The following is a 15,304-nucleotide window of genomic DNA, read 5'->3' on the forward strand; positions in this document are numbered from 1 at the left end:
ACCTTTTAGATAATCGGCAAAGACCACTTTTCCGGCACGGACTGCTTTAACCGGGTGCTCTTCATTGACGCTGAATACTACGCCTTTCCAATTGCCCATGTTCTTATCTGCGGCACGTTTTTGGCCGTAAGATGCGGCGACTTTTCCAAGAACAGGAATACCGGAAGAGACGAGCACAAGTCCGCTCTGTGCCTTTGGTGCGCTAGCCGCAACCGCTTTTTCTGTCGTGCCTTTCTTTGCGACAGGAGGACGATAAGCCGTTTTCTTTTGATTCTGCAGCTTCGTCACTAAGCTGGCGAGACGTTTTTCGTCTTGCTCAAGTTTCTTGAGCGTTGTTGCCTTCATCGCCAAATCTTTTTCCAACCGAACAACCGTCCTTTGGCGTTCTCTTCTTTCACTTACCAGTTTTTGTTGCTGCTGGCGTTCGCTGCTGACATTATTTCGTAGCTTTTCTCCGGAAACTCGAGATGCATACACAACTTTTTCGAGTTGTTTTTGCTGCTCTTCCAGTTTCCTATAGGAAGTCTCAGAACGCTCCCTTAAAAGTTCGAGCAAAGCCTCAGCCCTAGCTTTCTGATGCGGATCGCTTTTCCCAAGCCAGTCCGGAGCGTCTTGAAGACTGATCTGTTCCAAGCGTTGTTTGTCGATTTCGCTCAAGATTTTTCTTTCCTGAGCCATTGCGTCTTCGATCTTTTGCTTTTGGCGAAGCTGGTTGCGAAGATCTCTTTCAACAACACGGCGCTCTTTCTGCAGATTTTGGAGGTTTTGCCGTACTTTTCCGATTTCTTTTTCTGATTTCTGCAGTTCAGCCTGGATATTTGTTCTGTTGGTCTGAGCCTCAGCCATTGAGGCCTGCAGCTTCTCGATTTTTTGCTGCGTATTACTTCTTTGTTGAGAAACTTGACTAACTGAAACATTCTTTGAGGTAGAAGAGGTTCTCTTTTTAGTTGTTTTTTGCTGAGAAGAACGTTTCGTCGCGGTTTGTTTTTTTGCGGTTGTTTTTTTAACCGTCGTTTTCTTTTTAGCGGCCGGCTTCTTTTGGACGGCCTTTTTAACCGTTTTGGCTTTCTTTTGACTAGAAGATGACGCGGGTTCCGGACTCGGAGCCGCGAAACCTGTTGTCATCGTACTAAACGAGAATGCTGCTGTCAGCAATAAGACAGCAGCCGTTCTCAAAACAACCTGAGTTTTCAGTTTACTTTCCTGCCTTACCTTGTGCAGCCACTGCAGCCATTGCGTTTTTAATGGCTTCTTGGTCGCCGAGGTAGTAACTCTTGATTGGTTTCATGTTCTCATCTAATTCATAGACAAGAGGAGTTCCCGTCGGGATGTTCAAACCAACGATGTCTGCATCGCTGATGTTGTCCAAATGCTTAATCAAAGCACGCAGGGAGTTGCCGTGAGCTGTAATTAAGATTTGCTTGCCTTCGCGGATCTTCGGAACGATTTCATTTTCCCAGTAAGGAACTACTCTCTTCACTGTATCTTTGAGGCATTCCGTCAAAGGCATCAGTTCCGGATCTTCTAAGCGATAACGAGACTGGTTAGCCGGCCACATCGGGCTTTCCTTGGACAATGCCGGAGGCGGAACGTCGTAAGAACGGCGCCAAATCATGACTTGTTCGTTGCCGAACTTTTCAGCCGTTTCTTTCTTGTTAAGTCCTTGAAGAGCACCGTAGTGTCTTTCGTTCAATCTCCAATCTTTGATAACAGGAAGATAGAGTTGGTCGAGCTCGTCTAAAGCAATGCAAAGTGTTCTGATAGCTCTCTTGAGCACTGAGGTGTAGCAGAGATCAAAGACAAATCCCTGTTCCTTTAACAGCTGTCCGGCCAATGCGGCTTCTTTACGGCCTTTTTCGGTCAAATCAACGTCTACCCAGCCTGTGAAACGGTTTTCGAGATTCCACTGGCTCTCGCCGTGTCTCATCAAAACGATTTTGTACATATAGTTTTCCGAAGGAAATTGAAAAATGAATTTCCATTTTACCAGCGCTTTAACTCAAGCCTAGTATTTACGGCCATCTCTATCTTCTCAAAAATAGAAGTTATGCTCCTTCCCAAGAACTAGGCTATTGAGAACCACGCAAATTTAGAAAAATTCTTCTCTATTCTTCTCGCTTATTAATTGTCTTGAGCCACGCCTCGGCTTGATTTGGAGAATATACGCTCTGCGTAATCGGATCGGCTTTAAAAGAATCGTCCTTGGAAATGACCATAGTCAGCGCTTCGGTCGCCAGCTGTGCCATAGTAACGTACCAAAATTGACCGGCAACCGTCGGGCTATAGAGGTCTCCTGACTTCTCTAACAGACCGGCTTTAATCCATTGATCCATCACCGGCTTCAAGGGCTTTTCGATGTCAACGTTGAAATTGTCGCCAATCTCACGCAAGTTGAAAGGTCCTGATTCCACGCTACTGGCCAATGTCCGCATTAACGTCCAATGCTCTTGAGGCTTCATCATGACAAAGACCGGCTTGAGTCCTTTTTCAACCATCTCGCTCCACTTTGCTAGTTTGCGTTCCTGCATCCAGCTATATCCGAATAATTTACCGCCCGCGCCGCAGCCAAACGGCAGACAGTCGGAAGGACCTTTTGCCAAGCGGTTATAAAGATTACGTTCCAGCGGCGTTTTAGCCCAATGCGTGTTGGTCAAACGATGCCAATCCGGATGGGAAGAAAACTTCTCAACGCTTTCTGCATACATATCAGCAGCTTCTGCCAAAGTAGCTGCAGGCTCGCATAATCCGGATTTAATGCGGGTATTCAAAGGAGATTTTTCAAAAACGTTCAGCTGATAACAATCAACCCCGTCAATCGGAAGCTCAGCGGCAATTCTCAAATCCTCGGTCCACACCTTTCCCTTTTGTCCGGGAAAGCCGAAGAGAAGATCGATAACTACTGCAAGATTGTCGTGTTCACCGAGTTCTTCTAAACGATGAATAATGAATTCGGGAGAATCCAGCCGCTGCATTTCACGACGGATCTCCGGATTAAATGTCTGGACGCCGATAGATAGACGATTTACACCTCCTTCCAAGCAAGCCTCAAGTTTTTCATCGGAAAAACCATGTAGACGGCCTTCAAAGGTAATCTCGCAATCTTTTGCAAGAGGTAAGTTTTTACGCACTGCGCCAAGGATCTTCCTGATATCGGAAGCCTCGAGAGCTGTCGGTGTTCCGCCTCCGAAATACAGAGCCTTGATAGGTGCGGAATTTTGTGCAGCTCGGCCGTTCCAGAGTTCAAATTCCTTTATGAGAGTGTCCGTGTATGCATTTGACGCTTCTTTCGAGTAAGGATTCTGGTAGAACATGCAGAAAAGACAGCGGCTTTCGCAAAAAGGAACATGAACATAAGCAATTCCTTCTGTTTTTCTAGGTTCAAACGACTTCTTCTCCAGAAAGTTTCGTGCCGAGTTCCATAACATCGGAATCCCGAACGGACCTGCATGAACCGTTGCTTTTGCTGGAAAAGCTTCGTGTAAGGCATCGCTTTCATCTGCAAAGAAAGCTGAGTAGCTCTTCTTCTTAATAAGCATGTTTTTAAGAAGTTGCACTCCCATCTCAAATGACGCCATGATGTTCTCCTTGGTTATTTTTCAGTCGTTCATTCTGGAATAAGATGATATCGAGAATTATTCGCAATAATGTTTTTCTCTCTTCATTTTTCTCATCTTCCAGTTCCGGGTATCCTCAGAGCCTAGAAGTCAGTATCCGTCATCAGGCCTCGTCCTCATGGTCTTTCCTAATTTCTTCTTCCAAAAATTCCCAAAACTGCTCGGCTATCTTGGACAGAGACTTATTCTTTTTCCGAATCAGAACATGGTCCGAGATCATTTCCGGCTCAATCCGCACAAAGCGCAATCCCGGACAGCTCCGATTGGTAAAACTGCCTTCGATACATAGCGATACACCTAGACCGTTTTGAACCATGGCTGTTGCGTTAGGTAGAAGATTATGTAAGGCAACAATCTTCAGATCTTTCTCCGAAACTCCAAGCCATTCACAAATCTCCTCGATAACAATGTCTCTTGACGGCAGAATTAATTCCAGAGATGCCGCTTCTTTTTTGGAAAAAGCGAGTCGTTCCTCTTCAACAGAGTCTTCCTTCACTACCAGGCCCCACCGCTCCTTTATCTTTAACGGAACACTTTTATATTTAGCGACTTCCACCGGCTCTATTAGGACGGCAAGATCCAGTTTATCGGCATCTATTTTTTTCTTAGCTCATCACCAGTCGCAGAATGAATATGAAATCTGATTCGAGGATATTTTTCGCGGAACTTCTTTATTTTTTTCGAAAGGTAATCCATCACGGAGCTTTCAACTACACCAAGCACAACAGTGCCGCCAAGTTCGCCCTGCTGGGAAAGTTCGCGTTTGGCCTGTGCACTCAGTTCAAGGATTTCTTGGGCTCTTAACTGGAACAAATAGCCGCTTTCCGTAAGTGACAGACTTCGAGTATGACGATTCAAAAGTTTACAGCCGAGCTCCTCTTCCAAATCTTGAATTTGCCGGGAGAGTGCCGGCTGAGACAAATAAATTTCTTCAGCTGCTTTTGTTATGTTGCCGGTCTTACAAACAGTCAAAAATGCTTTTAGAACTTTGAGATCCATAGCCTTTAGGTCATTTATGAATTTTATGCATTATTTCTATTATAAATTCTCATTGGAAATAATTGACTCTATTTCTTAAACTAATCATACGGTTAGACCTACATCCATAGCGACAATTTTTAGGCAGGAAACAAGGAGTTCAATATGCCAAAATTTTTCAGACGTCATCTATTACTTGCATCAGTTGTCGGTACAACAGGATCCTTGGCCTCGTCGGCACCGCTTCCTGAAGCTTCAATTTCTTCCGACGAAGACCTCCTTAAAATTAAAAATCGCCTACTCTCTTTGGACTCGCGCGGAAGTACGCTCACTGTTGAAGAGAAATTCATCTCTCTGCTTGCTGTATGTGCTGCTCAGGCTCTTGAAACTCAAGCCCGCAAAATTGCTTCCGATGCCCTTAGAGCCGGAGTAAAACCACTGGTTATCAGAGAAGCCGTGTACCAAACAGCTCCTTATGTTGGAATCGGACGAGTGGAACAAACAATGCGAGGCGTCAACGCCGCATTTAAAGAGCATCACATTGAACTTCCTCTGCCGTCCCAGACCACAGTCACTGACAACAACCGACTCGAAAAAGGCATTGAAGTCCAGACGGCAATTTTTGGCGATACCATTACTCAAATGCACAAAAATACACCCGACAATATGAAGCCGCTGATGATTGATGACTTATCCGGTTACTGCTTCGGAGATTTTTATACTCGAAGCGGCCTGAATATTAAAGAAAGAGAATTAGCTGTTTTCTCCTGCATTGCCGCGTTAGGTGCTTGTGAGCCTCAATTAAAGGCTCATGGGGCGGCAAATCTGAAAGAAGGATACACAAAGCAGAATCTCGTTGACGCGTTACAGATCGCTCTCCCTCTCAACGGCTTTCCAAGAACATTAAACGCTCTTGCCGTTGTTAACGGACTTTAGGAGTTTCTCATGAAAAAATCACTCATCCTTCTCTCTATCATCCTCGGCCTCCAAGGATCGATTGCATCTTCCTCCGCTCTTCCAATTCATTCCGATTTAAGTCCGGAAATGACAGCCGCAGTCAGCGCTCCGCTGTCTAATTTTTGGCTTCAGACCCCACAAACGATAGAAGATTGGGAAAACATACAAAAAGGCTATGTTGCTTCGGCCACAGTCAGTAACCTCAAACTGGCTAAATCACTTGAAGTACAAATCTTTGAAGAAAAGATGAATGGTATCCCTGTCTTTATTCTTCAGCCGAAGCACATTAAGAAGGAGGCTGAGAATAAAGTCATTCTCTATTTTCACGGAGGCGGCTACGTTCTGGGACACGGACGTTCCGGACTTGGAGAGGCTCTTTTAATGGCAGGCCTGGAAGGCTATAAGCTTGTTTGTGTCGACTACCGCATGGCACCTCAACACCCCTTCCCAGCTGCTATTGATGACGCCCTAACAGTCTATAAAGCTCTTCTTGCTCAATACAGTCCACAAGACATCGCGGTTTTTGGAACTTCGACCGGCGGCGGAATGGCTCTTATTCTGCCTATCCAGGCACATCAAAATAAACTGCCTATGCCTGCTGCAATTATCGCTGGTACACCATGGTCTGAGCTTGGCAAGAAAGGCGACAGCTACTTCGTCAACGACAAGGTTGACAATATTCTCGGCACATACGACGGCATGATTGATGCCGCGGCCAAAGCCTACGCCAATGGTCATGACTACCAGTCTCCGTTGCTCTCACCGGTTAACGCTTCCAATGACACGTTAAAAGCGTTTCCTCCAACCTTGCTGATTTCCGGAACTCGTGACTTATTTTTAAGCAACACCATCAGAATGCATCGCAACTTACTGAAGAACAAAGTACCTGCAGACTTGATTGTCTATGAGGGGCTTTCACACGCTCAATACTATTTAGTCCCCAAAGCGCCGGAAACGAAAGAGCACTACGAATTTATGGCTAACTTTTTAGACAAGGTTTGGACAACGAAACCTTAGAAGAAGCTCTCTGGGCTAAAAACGACTTACTTTCAGAGAAAGAAAATGAAACGCAGGAAACTTTTAAATAGCCTTGGCATGCTGAGTCTTCTCAACATTGGCAGTCATTTGGCCTCTGTCCTTCATGCTCAAGAAAACTTCTTAGCCGGCACGCCGATTGCGAACATCAGGCTTCCTCATCTGACCGAAGATAAAAACGCGCCGATCGTCTTCTACAGTCCTATTGTTTCTTCTGAAGCCATGCTCAAGCTTCTAGAAGCTAGTCAGTACAAGGTCTCCGGCAAAGTCGGAATCAAAATGACGTTCTCCAACGTCCGAGACAGCGCAGTAAAAATCGATCCGATGTTAATCAAGCCTCTCATTGAAAATGTTAAAGGCACCATGATCGACAGCAACTACTTTGACGGCGCCCGCAGCAATACACAAGCTCATTTGGCAACCGCAAGAGCAAACGGCTTTGACAAGGCCGGTCCAATCGACATATTAGACTCGGAAGGCGAGATTGCACTTCCGGTAAAAGGAGGTTATCACCTCAAGACATTTATCACAGGAGCTAAGCTCGCTGACTATGACTCTCTAATCTCGGTCGTTCGTTTCAAAGGACATAATCTTCCTCGCTATGGCGGCTCAATGAAAAATCTTTCCATCTGCCTGGGCACACCCAAAGGAGCTGCTCAGATCCACAGCGGAGGCCAAATAACTGACTATTTCTCATCTGCCGGAGAAAAGGTCACCAGTGAATCTATGGCGGATGCCGTCAAAGCTGCACTCGATTTCAAACCAGGCCGGTGGATTTTCTTCAACATCATTGATTCGCTTGAGCCTCAAAGACGCGACTCGTGCGACGGAGCAAAGAATATCGGCAATATCGGTATTCTTCTCAGCACCGATCCGATTGCCTGTGATCAAGCCGCAGTGGACATTGTCTATGGCTTTGCACCTAACGAACAAACCAGAATACAGTGGGAACAAGAGCATTTTGTCGAGTCTCTTGAGATGGCTGAAAAAATTGGCGTTGGTACAACTCATTATCGTCTTCAAGTCGTCCGCACCAATAAGTAATGAACGATTATGAAAAAAATTCTTTTGGTAACAATATTTAGCATATTAACTTTCAACACTATGGCACAGGAAAAAATAGTACAGACAGCAGGGCGCTCCCAACTCGGCGACTTCGCACCTAAATTTGCGGAACTCAACGACAATGTCCTCTTTGGCGAAGTATGGAGCCGCACCGATAAGCTTGATCTGCGTGACCGCAGTTTGGTCACGATTACATCGCTTATTAGTCAAGGTATAACTGATAATTCGCTCATATACCATCTCCAGTCGGCAAAGAAAAACGGAATTTCGCGCTCTGAGATTGCCGAAATCATTACTCATATCGGTTTCTATGCCGGTTGGCCGAAGGCTTGGGCGGCGTTTAACCTCGCCAAAGGCGTATGGACGGAAGAGGCGCCTGATGGAGATGCCAAAGCCGCTTTCCAACGTGAGATGATTTTTCCGATAGGCGAACCGAATACAGCCTATGCGCAGTATTTCATTGGCAACAGCTACCTCGCTCTTATATCGACCGAGCAGGTTCCCATAGCAAATGTCACTTTCGAGCCTCGCTGCCGCAACAACTGGCATATCCACAAAGCGACAAAAGACGGAGGCCAGATGCTTATCGGCGTCGGTGGCCGCGGCTGGTATCAAGAGGAAGACAAACCAGCGGTGGAGATTCTGCCTGGTAAGGTCATCCACATTCCGGCTAACGTAAAGCACTGGCACGGAGCGGCGGCCGACAGTTGGTTCGCTCATCTGGCCTTCGAGCTTCCTGGAGAAAATACTTCAAATGAATGGCTCGAACCGGTAACAGACGAGGAGTACGACAAACTGAAATGACGAAGTAATGACTTTGGACAATTCATTTTCCTCTAAGGAGCGCTTCATTATGCTCAACGCATTACGGTATTGGCGCTCGTTGGCATTGGCTCAGCCGATTACCTGGAGTTTTTGTCAAATGCGTTCCCAGGTGCCAAAACAATCAGCCAAACGCCGGCGAGAGTAGCTCAAATAGTCCGCGCCATCCCAATATTTCTTTATCGATGAGAATTGCTTTCTGTTCTCCTGTAACGGCTTTTGGATCTTTCTGTTGAAAAGTGTTTTCAACTTTTTTCTTTATTTGATTATTTTTGCAACTCTATTAGTCAGCCGTAAGAATTAAGTCTCCTTTCAAATTTATAGTTGTAATAGGAGGTCAATTTCTTCCATAATATGAAGTTTAAAGTAACTGGCATTATTTGATAGGCCAGAAGCCTATCAAATAAAACGATAAATCTTAGACTTACGAAAAGCTTCCAAAATGGAATTTCTTACTGAAAATATTCTCCTCATTCTGTGCTTTGTCGGCTCAGGTATTCTTTTGGCATTTCCATCCTTGTCCAAAGGAAAAAATTCTGGTCTGAGCCCTGCAGAAGTTGTTATCAAAGTCAACGACAAGAATGCTCAATTAGTTGACATCAGAACTCCAAAAGAATTTGCAACCGGCAGCTTGGCCGGCTCTGTCAACATTCCAACCGAAGATCTGATGGCAAAACTCGGTACTTTGGATAAAAACAGACCTGTTATTCTTGTCTGCCAAAACGGACGCCGTACAGCTCAAGCATTAAAAGACATGAAGGGTAAGGGATTCGCAGAAGTCTACACACTCGAAGGCGGTATTGTTGCATGGCAGGCTGCCAAGCTTCCGCTCACCAACCTTGCGATCAATAGAAAAGAAAAGGCAAAAAGGAAACATTAATCTGTTTCTTCAATCTCATTTTTAATAAAGGACTATTAAATGGCTGAAAACCAAAACACAGCTCCAGCACAGGAAGAAAACGGACCTCAGTTCGCCATCCAGCGCATCTACTTGAAAGATGCTTCTCTCGAGATGCCGCACGCTCCTCAGATTTTCCTTCTTCAGGACGCTCCTGAAATCAGCATTCAAGTTGACGTTGAACAGACTAAGCTTGCTGACGCTGAAGATCTTTTTGAAGTTGTCGTCCGCGGAACTGTCACAGCAAAGTCAAAAGCAAATGGTCAGGAACAGACTGTTTTCTTGGTTGAGTGCAAACAAGCCGGTATCTTCTTCATTCACAACATCCCTCAAGAACATCTCCCGATGATTCTTGGCATTACTTGCCCGGCAGCCATCTACCCGTACTTGCGTTCCAATGTGTCCGATCTTTTGACACGTGCAGGCATGCCTCCGGTTTACATGGGCGAAATCGACTTCCAAGCCATGTTCGCTCAGCGTGTACAACAAGAAGCTATGCAGGCTCAGGCTGCTCAAGCTGCTGAAGCCAACACAGTCAACGGCACCGGCACAGCCCAGTAATCTTATTTGTAAATTTTCCTCACTCACATCTTCTGTTGGGTGAGGATTTTTGTTTTTAGCAAAATGCGTAAAACAGTATGTGTATTCTGCGGTTCTCACCTCGGTGAAGATCCTGCTTTCAAGGAATTAGCGGAATCTCTCGGCAACGCCATTGGTTCACATGGAATGGATATGGTCTTCGGAGGAGGCGGAACCGGCTTGATGGGAATCGTTTCTCAAGCGGCTCTCAGTGCCGGCGCACATGTCACCGGAGTTATTCCTGAAATTCTTTATAACGTCGAGCGTCCCGAAGCCAACCTCTCTAAGCTCATTATCACGCCGACCATGGCTGAAAGAAAACGTCTGATGGGAAAGATGGCCGACTATTTTGTGGTCTTACCCGGCGGTATCGGAACCATGGAAGAAACATTCGAAGTTCTTACAAGCAATTGGTTAGGAATCTTCAAAAAGCCGTTAGGATTCTTGGACTTTAAAGGCTACTATGACGACCTCTTCCGTTTCCTGGAAAATGCCCAAAATAAAGGCTTTATTTCTAAAAGAGCTAGCGTCCTTTGGCCGCGTTCTACAGATCCTGCCGAGCTACTCGACATTCTGCAGACTACGCAGCTTCCGCGGTAACTACATCAGCCAAAAGAACCGCTGACATATTGCGCTGTTTTCATGCAATCGGGGGAGTGGAAGATCTTCTTCGTGTCTCCCCATTCAATCAATTCCCCCATATAAAAGAAGGCTGTTTTATCCGAGATTCTTTCAGCCTGCTGCATATTGTGTGTAACGATCACAATACAAACATCGTTCTTCAGCTCTTTAATACCTTCTTCCAATTTTTCCGTAGCGATCGGGTCCAACGCACTTGCAGGCTCATCCATTAATAAGACCTCCGGAGAAACCGCTAAGGCTCTTGCAATACATAGCCTTTGCTGCTGGCCCCCGGAAAGAGACAAAGCTGATTGATGGAGACGATCTTTGACTTCATTCCATAAAGCTGCCTTTTTAAGACTCTCCTCGGCAATATTCATCAGCTCTTCTTTATCTTTGACACCGTTAAGTCTTACGCCGTAGACCACGTTTTCGAAGATGCTTTTAGCAAATGGAGTTGGTTTCTGAAAAACCATGCCGACACGCCGGCGGAGTTCAACTACATCACATTCTTTAGAATTGATGTCCTCTCCTTCGAGAGTAATGAGGCCGTCTATCCTGGACGACTCAATTAAATCGTTCATACGATTCAGAGAACGAAGGAAAGTACTTTTTCCGCAGCCCGAGGGACCAATTAAAGCGGTAATTTCATTTTCCTTAAATGAGAGAGAGACGTCTTTAATTACCTGTTTTTCTCCATAGTAGAAATTTACGTTCTCTGCCGATAATTTTGTTTTTTTCTGAGTTTCTTTTGAATTCATAAAGATTTCGCGACAAGGCGATCTGTTCAACAAGTTGCCGTGATTCTATTTTTGCTTTATGACGGTTTAATTTCAGAAAGATTACGGCTCCATGACACTAATGGGGTTCCAATAAATATTTTTGTAAGTTATGTTGGTTTGCAACAAAAAACTGTGTCGGGCTTGAACAGGTAGTCCGTTACAGATGAAGGAGAAGCGAGAAAAAGAGAGGAGACCAACCTGAGACAAAAAAAACCAAGGTGTGTAATTTGTCTGAGAATCTCTCTCATCTAGACTTGTAACAAAATTTTTCTGCCCTCTCGAACCATAAACAATCTATTCTTTGTATTTGTGTGCCTTCAGCCTCCTAAATGACGAAAAGAATGTACCTAGATTTTGCGTAAAGCCTTTTGGTCCGAAGGTTAGGGTTAGTGCTGTGTTAAAATTCTCTTTCCTCTTAAGAGAACCTGAGATGACCCCACGTCTAAGACTTCAGAACATCACCAAGCGATACGGAAGCACCATTGCTAACCGAGATATTTCGCTTGAAGTAATGCCGGGTGAGATTTTGTCTGTACTTGGCGAAAATGGAGCGGGTAAAAGTACGCTCATGAAAATTATCTTTGGCTCTGTGGTCCCCGATCAAGGCCAATTTTTTTTCAACGGTAAGCGAGTCAACATTTCCAGTCCGGCTGACGCCAGAAAGCTTGGCATCGCCATGGTCTTTCAGCACTTCGTGCTCTTCGATACTCTTACCGTTAAAGAAAATATTCTTTTAGGACTTCCGGAAGGCACCAACCTGGCAAAGCTAGAAAAGGAAATTAAAGAAAAGAGTAAACACTACGGTCTCGAGGTCGACCCGAATGCCGTCATCAACGATCTTTCGATGGGAGAAAGACAGCGAGTTGAAATTCTTCGTGCCTTGCTCACAAATCCTCAGCTGCTTATTCTCGATGAGCCGACTTCCGTTTTATCTCCCTTAGCGTTAAAGGCCCTTTTCAAAACTTTGCGCCAGTTATCCTCCGAGGGCGTTTCAATTATTTTCATTACGCACAAGCTCAACGAAATTCGAGCATTGTCGAAGAACTGCTGCGTCATCAGAGGCGGCCAAGTAGTTGCTAACGTAAATCCTCAAGAGATTTCTGAGGATGATTTGGCCAAACTCATGATTGGCAATGATCTTCCGGAAATCCTGCCTAAACCTGAAGTCAAACAGGCTTTAGGCCTCGATTTAAATCTCCGGGGAGAAAAAGTTTCCTACAAGAGCCATTTCCCGCTGTCCGGTCAAATCCATGTTCCATGCGGGAAAATCGTCGGTATTGCTGGAATTTCCGGCAACGGCCAGTCTGACTTGATGAAAGCGATTTCCGGAGAAGCACTCCTTCCTAAGGATGCAATTTCAATCTGCGGAGCTCCTGTGGGGGATTTAAGGGTGAAACATAGACGTGCAATGGGGCTGAGATACGTCCCTGAAGAACGTCTCGGCCAAGCCACCGTCCCTGAAATGTCTCTTGAATCGAATACTTTGCTCACCAGCAATTTATTCTTGGCTAAGGGATTCATGAGAAATAAAATGATTCACCGCTTTACGGAAACCGTGATTGAAAAATTCAAGGTGAAGTCCGGCGGCAGTCATGCCCCGGCCGCAAGTCTCTCCGGTGGCAACCTGCAGAAATTCATCGTCGGCCGAGAACTTCTGCACAATCCTAAGATTCTGGTTCTTAATCAGCCTACCTGGGGTGTGGATGCGGGCGCTGCAGCCTTAATCCGCAACGCCCTCATTCGTCAAAGAACGGGTGGAAGTGCAGTGTTGGTTGTCAGTGAAGAATTAGATGAACTTTTCGAAATCTGCGATGAAATTGTTGTAATGAGTGAAGGCAAGATTTCTCCTCAAGTAAAAATATCAGACGTCTCCATTGAAGAAATTGGTCGCTGGATGTCAGGCCTCTGGCCGCAGAAATCCGAGGCTCCTAAGGAGGCTTCAGTATGAATTTTCCGATAGCACTGTTTAACCGCCCGAATCCCAATAAATTCTTGGCGGCTCTATCTCCTTTCATGGCTGTGTTTTTAACACTGATCATCGGAGGATTGATTTTCGCATTCATGGGAAAAGATCCCTTCTATTCCATGTATGTAGTCTGTATTGAACCTCTTCAGACTCTTAGAGGATGGGGAGAACTGGGCGTCAAGATGACGCCTCTTATTCTTTGCGCTTTGGGTCTACTGGTCTGCTATCGAGCAAACGTTTGGAATATCGGCGCAGAAGGTCAGCTTATCGTGGGGGCATTGGCCGGCGGTGTCGTGGCCCTTCAAGCCGGACCTGACCAAAGTCAGCTTTACATGATTTGGGTCCTGCTCGCCGCAATGGCCGGAGGTGCTCTATACGGGGCAATCGTTGCGTGGCTCAAAGACAAGTGCAATGCAAATGAAATTCTGGTTTCTTTGATGCTTGTTTACATTGCAGAACTCTTCTTATCATGGGCCGTACAGTCCCCTCTCAGAGATCCGCAAGGACTTGGTTTTCCCCAGAGTCCGATGTTTGAAACAGCCGCCTCCCTTCCAATCATGATTCCGGGCACCAGACTGCATTGGGGTGTGGCCCTTGTCTGCTTAGCCTTGTTCGGCATTTGGCTCATCATGTCCAAGATGTTCATCGGTTTCCAGGTTCGAGTCTCAGGCATGGCCCCGAAAGCCGCTGCGTACGCGGGCTTCTCTAACCGTGCAATGATTTACTTTGTTCTGCTGCTTTCCGGGGCCTTAGCGGGCCTGGCAGGCGTTATAGAAATTACCGGACCTATCGGACAGTTAACTCCTAAAATCTCCCCGGGATATGGCTTTGCCGCCATTATCGTTGCGTTCGTAGCACGTTTGAAACCGCTTAATACGGTTCCTGCTGCTTTCATTATGGCCCTCTTCTACCTAGGCGGAGAGCTTGCCCAATCAAGACTTGGAACTCCTGCAGCCTTAACCGGCGTATTCCAAGGTTTGCTTCTTTTCTGCATCATGGCTTGTGATTCTTTTGTGTTCTTTAAATTTAAATGGCTCGGCTTCAGCCATAAAAAGGAGGTTGCACCATGAGCGTAGCTGCTTCTTTAATCGCAACAACCATGAATGCCAGTACGCCTCTGCTTCTGGCCGCTTTAGGAATTTTAGTTGCTGAACGTTCGGGCGTATTAAACCTTGGGGTCGAAGGCATTATGCTGATGTCAGCTGTCTGCGCTTATATGGCCACGGTAGAAACCGGAAGTTTTGCCGCCGGATTCATTTTCGCCATCATTATCGGTATCGCTTTTGCTTTGTTCTTTGCAATTTTTGCGGTTGGCTTAAGAGCCAATCAACAAGCCTCGGGCTTAGGCGTCGCAATATTCGGGGGTGGTTTATCAGCCTATATCGGTGTTGCTTACCAAGGAGAAGTTCTTCCTGAAAGAGCTGCTGACGGCATTTGGCTCTTGGACCAGATTCCTTTCTTCGGTCAAGCGTTCTTTTCTCAGAATTGGATTGTCTATCTTTCCTTGCTGATGATTCCGGCCATTTGGTACTTCCTGTTTAAGACCAGACCAGGACTTGTTATAAGGGCAGTTGGAGAGTCACCAGCCTCTGCGAATGCTCTCGGTTATAACGTACCGCTTATCCGTTGTGCAGCTTTAGCTTTCAGCGGCGCCTGCATTGGCTTGTCGGGTGCTTATCTGTCGCTTATCTACACGCCATTGTGGGTAGAAGGTATGGTTGCAGGAAGAGGTTGGATTGCATTAGCTCTGGTTACGTTCGGTACATGGCGTCCGCTTAGAGTCTTTTTAGGCGCCTATCTTTTCGGCGGCATGACCATGATTCAAATGAATTTACAAAGTATTGGGATCTCCATTCCACCGCAATTCATTTCTATGGCACCATACGCCGCAACAATTATTGTGTTGGCTCTTCTCTCCAGGAATCCGACTTGGATTCGAATGAACATGCCCGCTTCGCTTGGCAAACCGTTTATTCCACACTAACTG

At 45.8% G+C, this 15,304-nt stretch carries 16 protein-coding genes; 10 read left to right on the forward strand and 6 right to left on the reverse strand.

What is annotated here, in order from left to right:
- From RDK53_RS00870 to RDK53_RS00890, 5 genes are all read right to left on the reverse strand, one after another.
- Window positions 1-1,125 (reverse strand): hypothetical protein (locus RDK53_RS00870; RefSeq protein ID WP_308512847.1); only part of this gene is annotated, 1,125 nt, incomplete at its 3' end.
- Window positions 1,126-1,195: 70 nt separating this feature from the next.
- Window positions 1,196-1,945, reverse strand: a complete 750-nt coding sequence (gene gpmA, locus RDK53_RS00875; protein ID WP_308512848.1) for a 2,3-diphosphoglycerate-dependent phosphoglycerate mutase — start codon at window positions 1,943-1,945, stop codon at window positions 1,196-1,198.
- Between the two features lie 160 nt (window positions 1,946-2,105).
- Window positions 2,106-3,575 (reverse strand): heme anaerobic degradation radical SAM methyltransferase ChuW/HutW, encoded by a 1,470-nt coding sequence (hutW, locus tag RDK53_RS00880; protein ID WP_308512849.1) that lies wholly within the window; start codon window positions 3,573-3,575, stop codon window positions 2,106-2,108.
- Between the two features lie 142 nt (window positions 3,576-3,717).
- Window positions 3,718-4,170, reverse strand: coding sequence for a LysR substrate-binding domain-containing protein (locus RDK53_RS00885; protein ID WP_308512850.1), 453 nt, complete (start codon window positions 4,168-4,170; stop codon window positions 3,718-3,720).
- 38 nt (window positions 4,171-4,208) lie between these two features.
- Window positions 4,209-4,613, reverse strand: coding sequence for a LysR family transcriptional regulator (locus tag RDK53_RS00890; protein ID WP_308512851.1), 405 nt, complete (start codon window positions 4,611-4,613; stop codon window positions 4,209-4,211).
- A 144-nt stretch (window positions 4,614-4,757) separates the two neighbouring features.
- Here RDK53_RS00890 and RDK53_RS00895 point away from each other — a divergent pair, with 144 nt between their 5' ends.
- The 7 genes from RDK53_RS00895 to RDK53_RS00925 all read left to right on the forward strand — a co-directional run bounded on the left by RDK53_RS00895 (window position 4,758) and on the right by RDK53_RS00925 (window position 10,548).
- Window positions 4,758-5,528, forward strand: coding sequence for a carboxymuconolactone decarboxylase family protein (locus tag RDK53_RS00895; RefSeq protein ID WP_308512852.1), 771 nt, complete (start codon window positions 4,758-4,760; stop codon window positions 5,526-5,528).
- 9 nt (window positions 5,529-5,537) lie between these two features.
- Complete coding sequence (locus RDK53_RS00900) at window positions 5,538-6,566, forward strand: alpha/beta hydrolase (protein ID WP_308512853.1); 1,029 nt, start codon at window positions 5,538-5,540, stop codon at window positions 6,564-6,566.
- Window positions 6,567-6,611: 45 nt separating this feature from the next.
- Complete coding sequence (locus RDK53_RS00905; protein ID WP_308512854.1) at window positions 6,612-7,628, forward strand: DUF362 domain-containing protein; 1,017 nt, start codon at window positions 6,612-6,614, stop codon at window positions 7,626-7,628.
- A 9-nt stretch (window positions 7,629-7,637) separates the two neighbouring features.
- The gene (locus RDK53_RS00910; RefSeq protein ID WP_308512855.1) at window positions 7,638-8,453 is read left to right on the forward strand and encodes a carboxymuconolactone decarboxylase family protein; all 816 of its coding nucleotides are present in this window, start codon (window positions 7,638-7,640) and stop codon (window positions 8,451-8,453) included.
- A 460-nt stretch (window positions 8,454-8,913) separates the two neighbouring features.
- Window positions 8,914-9,351, forward strand: coding sequence for a rhodanese-like domain-containing protein (locus tag RDK53_RS00915; RefSeq protein ID WP_066594325.1), 438 nt, complete (start codon window positions 8,914-8,916; stop codon window positions 9,349-9,351).
- A gap of 39 nt (window positions 9,352-9,390) precedes the next feature.
- On the forward strand, window positions 9,391-9,930 hold the full coding sequence (gene secB / locus RDK53_RS00920) for a protein-export chaperone SecB (RefSeq protein WP_066594326.1): 540 nt from the start codon (window positions 9,391-9,393) through the stop codon (window positions 9,928-9,930).
- Window positions 9,931-9,993: 63 nt separating this feature from the next.
- Entirely contained in the window at window positions 9,994-10,548 is a 555-nt protein-coding gene (locus RDK53_RS00925; RefSeq protein WP_308512856.1) for a TIGR00730 family Rossman fold protein, read from the forward strand.
- Between the two features lie 5 nt (window positions 10,549-10,553).
- On the opposite strand, the gene pstB is transcribed toward RDK53_RS00925, so the two are convergent.
- Window positions 10,554-11,330 (reverse strand): phosphate ABC transporter ATP-binding protein PstB, encoded by a 777-nt coding sequence (gene pstB / locus RDK53_RS00930; protein ID WP_308512857.1) that lies wholly within the window; start codon window positions 11,328-11,330, stop codon window positions 10,554-10,556.
- 451 nt (window positions 11,331-11,781) lie between these two features.
- On the opposite strand from pstB, the gene RDK53_RS00935 reads away from it, so the two are divergent.
- The 3 genes from RDK53_RS00935 to RDK53_RS00945 are packed head-to-tail and all read left to right on the forward strand — an operon-like array spanning window position 11,782 to window position 15,301.
- Complete coding sequence (locus RDK53_RS00935) at window positions 11,782-13,299, forward strand: ABC transporter ATP-binding protein (RefSeq protein ID WP_308512858.1); 1,518 nt, start codon at window positions 11,782-11,784, stop codon at window positions 13,297-13,299.
- Window positions 13,296-14,387, forward strand: coding sequence for an ABC transporter permease (locus tag RDK53_RS00940; protein ID WP_308512859.1), 1,092 nt, complete (start codon window positions 13,296-13,298; stop codon window positions 14,385-14,387). Before RDK53_RS00935 ends, RDK53_RS00940 begins: the two co-directional genes overlap by 4 nt.
- Window positions 14,384-15,301: an ABC transporter permease gene (locus tag RDK53_RS00945; RefSeq protein WP_308512860.1), complete on the forward strand. Its 918-nt coding sequence runs from the start codon at window positions 14,384-14,386 to the stop codon at window positions 15,299-15,301. The genes RDK53_RS00940 and RDK53_RS00945 overlap by 4 nt, the downstream gene beginning before the upstream one ends.
- Window positions 15,302-15,304 lie beyond the last annotated feature (3 nt).

The sequence above is a fragment of the uncultured Turicimonas sp. genome, assembly GCF_902477955.1.
In the GTDB taxonomy this organism is placed as follows: domain Bacteria; phylum Pseudomonadota; class Gammaproteobacteria; order Burkholderiales; family Burkholderiaceae_F; genus Turicimonas.

What these genes read in the sequence shown, in the direction of transcription:
- RDK53_RS00925 (WP_308512856.1), top strand. Translation starts at nt 9,994, where the DNA reads ATGCGTAAAACAGTATGTGTATTCTGCGGTTCTCACCTCGGTGAAGAT.
- gpmA (WP_308512848.1), bottom strand. Translation starts at nt 1,945, where the DNA reads ATGTACAAAATCGTTTTGATGAGACACGGCGAGAGCCAGTGGAATCTC.
- hutW (WP_308512849.1), bottom strand. Translation starts at nt 3,575, where the DNA reads ATGGCGTCATTTGAGATGGGAGTGCAACTTCTTAAAAACATGCTTATT.
- RDK53_RS00905 (WP_308512854.1), top strand. Translation starts at nt 6,612, where the DNA reads ATGAAACGCAGGAAACTTTTAAATAGCCTTGGCATGCTGAGTCTTCTC.
- RDK53_RS00945 (WP_308512860.1), top strand. Translation starts at nt 14,384, where the DNA reads ATGAGCGTAGCTGCTTCTTTAATCGCAACAACCATGAATGCCAGTACG.
- secB (WP_066594326.1), top strand. Translation starts at nt 9,391, where the DNA reads ATGGCTGAAAACCAAAACACAGCTCCAGCACAGGAAGAAAACGGACCT.
- RDK53_RS00900 (WP_308512853.1), top strand. Translation starts at nt 5,538, where the DNA reads ATGAAAAAATCACTCATCCTTCTCTCTATCATCCTCGGCCTCCAAGGA.
- RDK53_RS00940 (WP_308512859.1), top strand. Translation starts at nt 13,296, where the DNA reads ATGAATTTTCCGATAGCACTGTTTAACCGCCCGAATCCCAATAAATTC.
- RDK53_RS00910 (WP_308512855.1), top strand. Translation starts at nt 7,638, where the DNA reads ATGAAAAAAATTCTTTTGGTAACAATATTTAGCATATTAACTTTCAAC.
- RDK53_RS00915 (WP_066594325.1), top strand. Translation starts at nt 8,914, where the DNA reads ATGGAATTTCTTACTGAAAATATTCTCCTCATTCTGTGCTTTGTCGGC.
- RDK53_RS00890 (WP_308512851.1), bottom strand. Translation starts at nt 4,613, where the DNA reads ATGGATCTCAAAGTTCTAAAAGCATTTTTGACTGTTTGTAAGACCGGC.
- RDK53_RS00935 (WP_308512858.1), top strand. Translation starts at nt 11,782, where the DNA reads ATGACCCCACGTCTAAGACTTCAGAACATCACCAAGCGATACGGAAGC.
- pstB (WP_308512857.1), bottom strand. Translation starts at nt 11,330, where the DNA reads ATGAATTCAAAAGAAACTCAGAAAAAAACAAAATTATCGGCAGAGAAC.
- RDK53_RS00895 (WP_308512852.1), top strand. Translation starts at nt 4,758, where the DNA reads ATGCCAAAATTTTTCAGACGTCATCTATTACTTGCATCAGTTGTCGGT.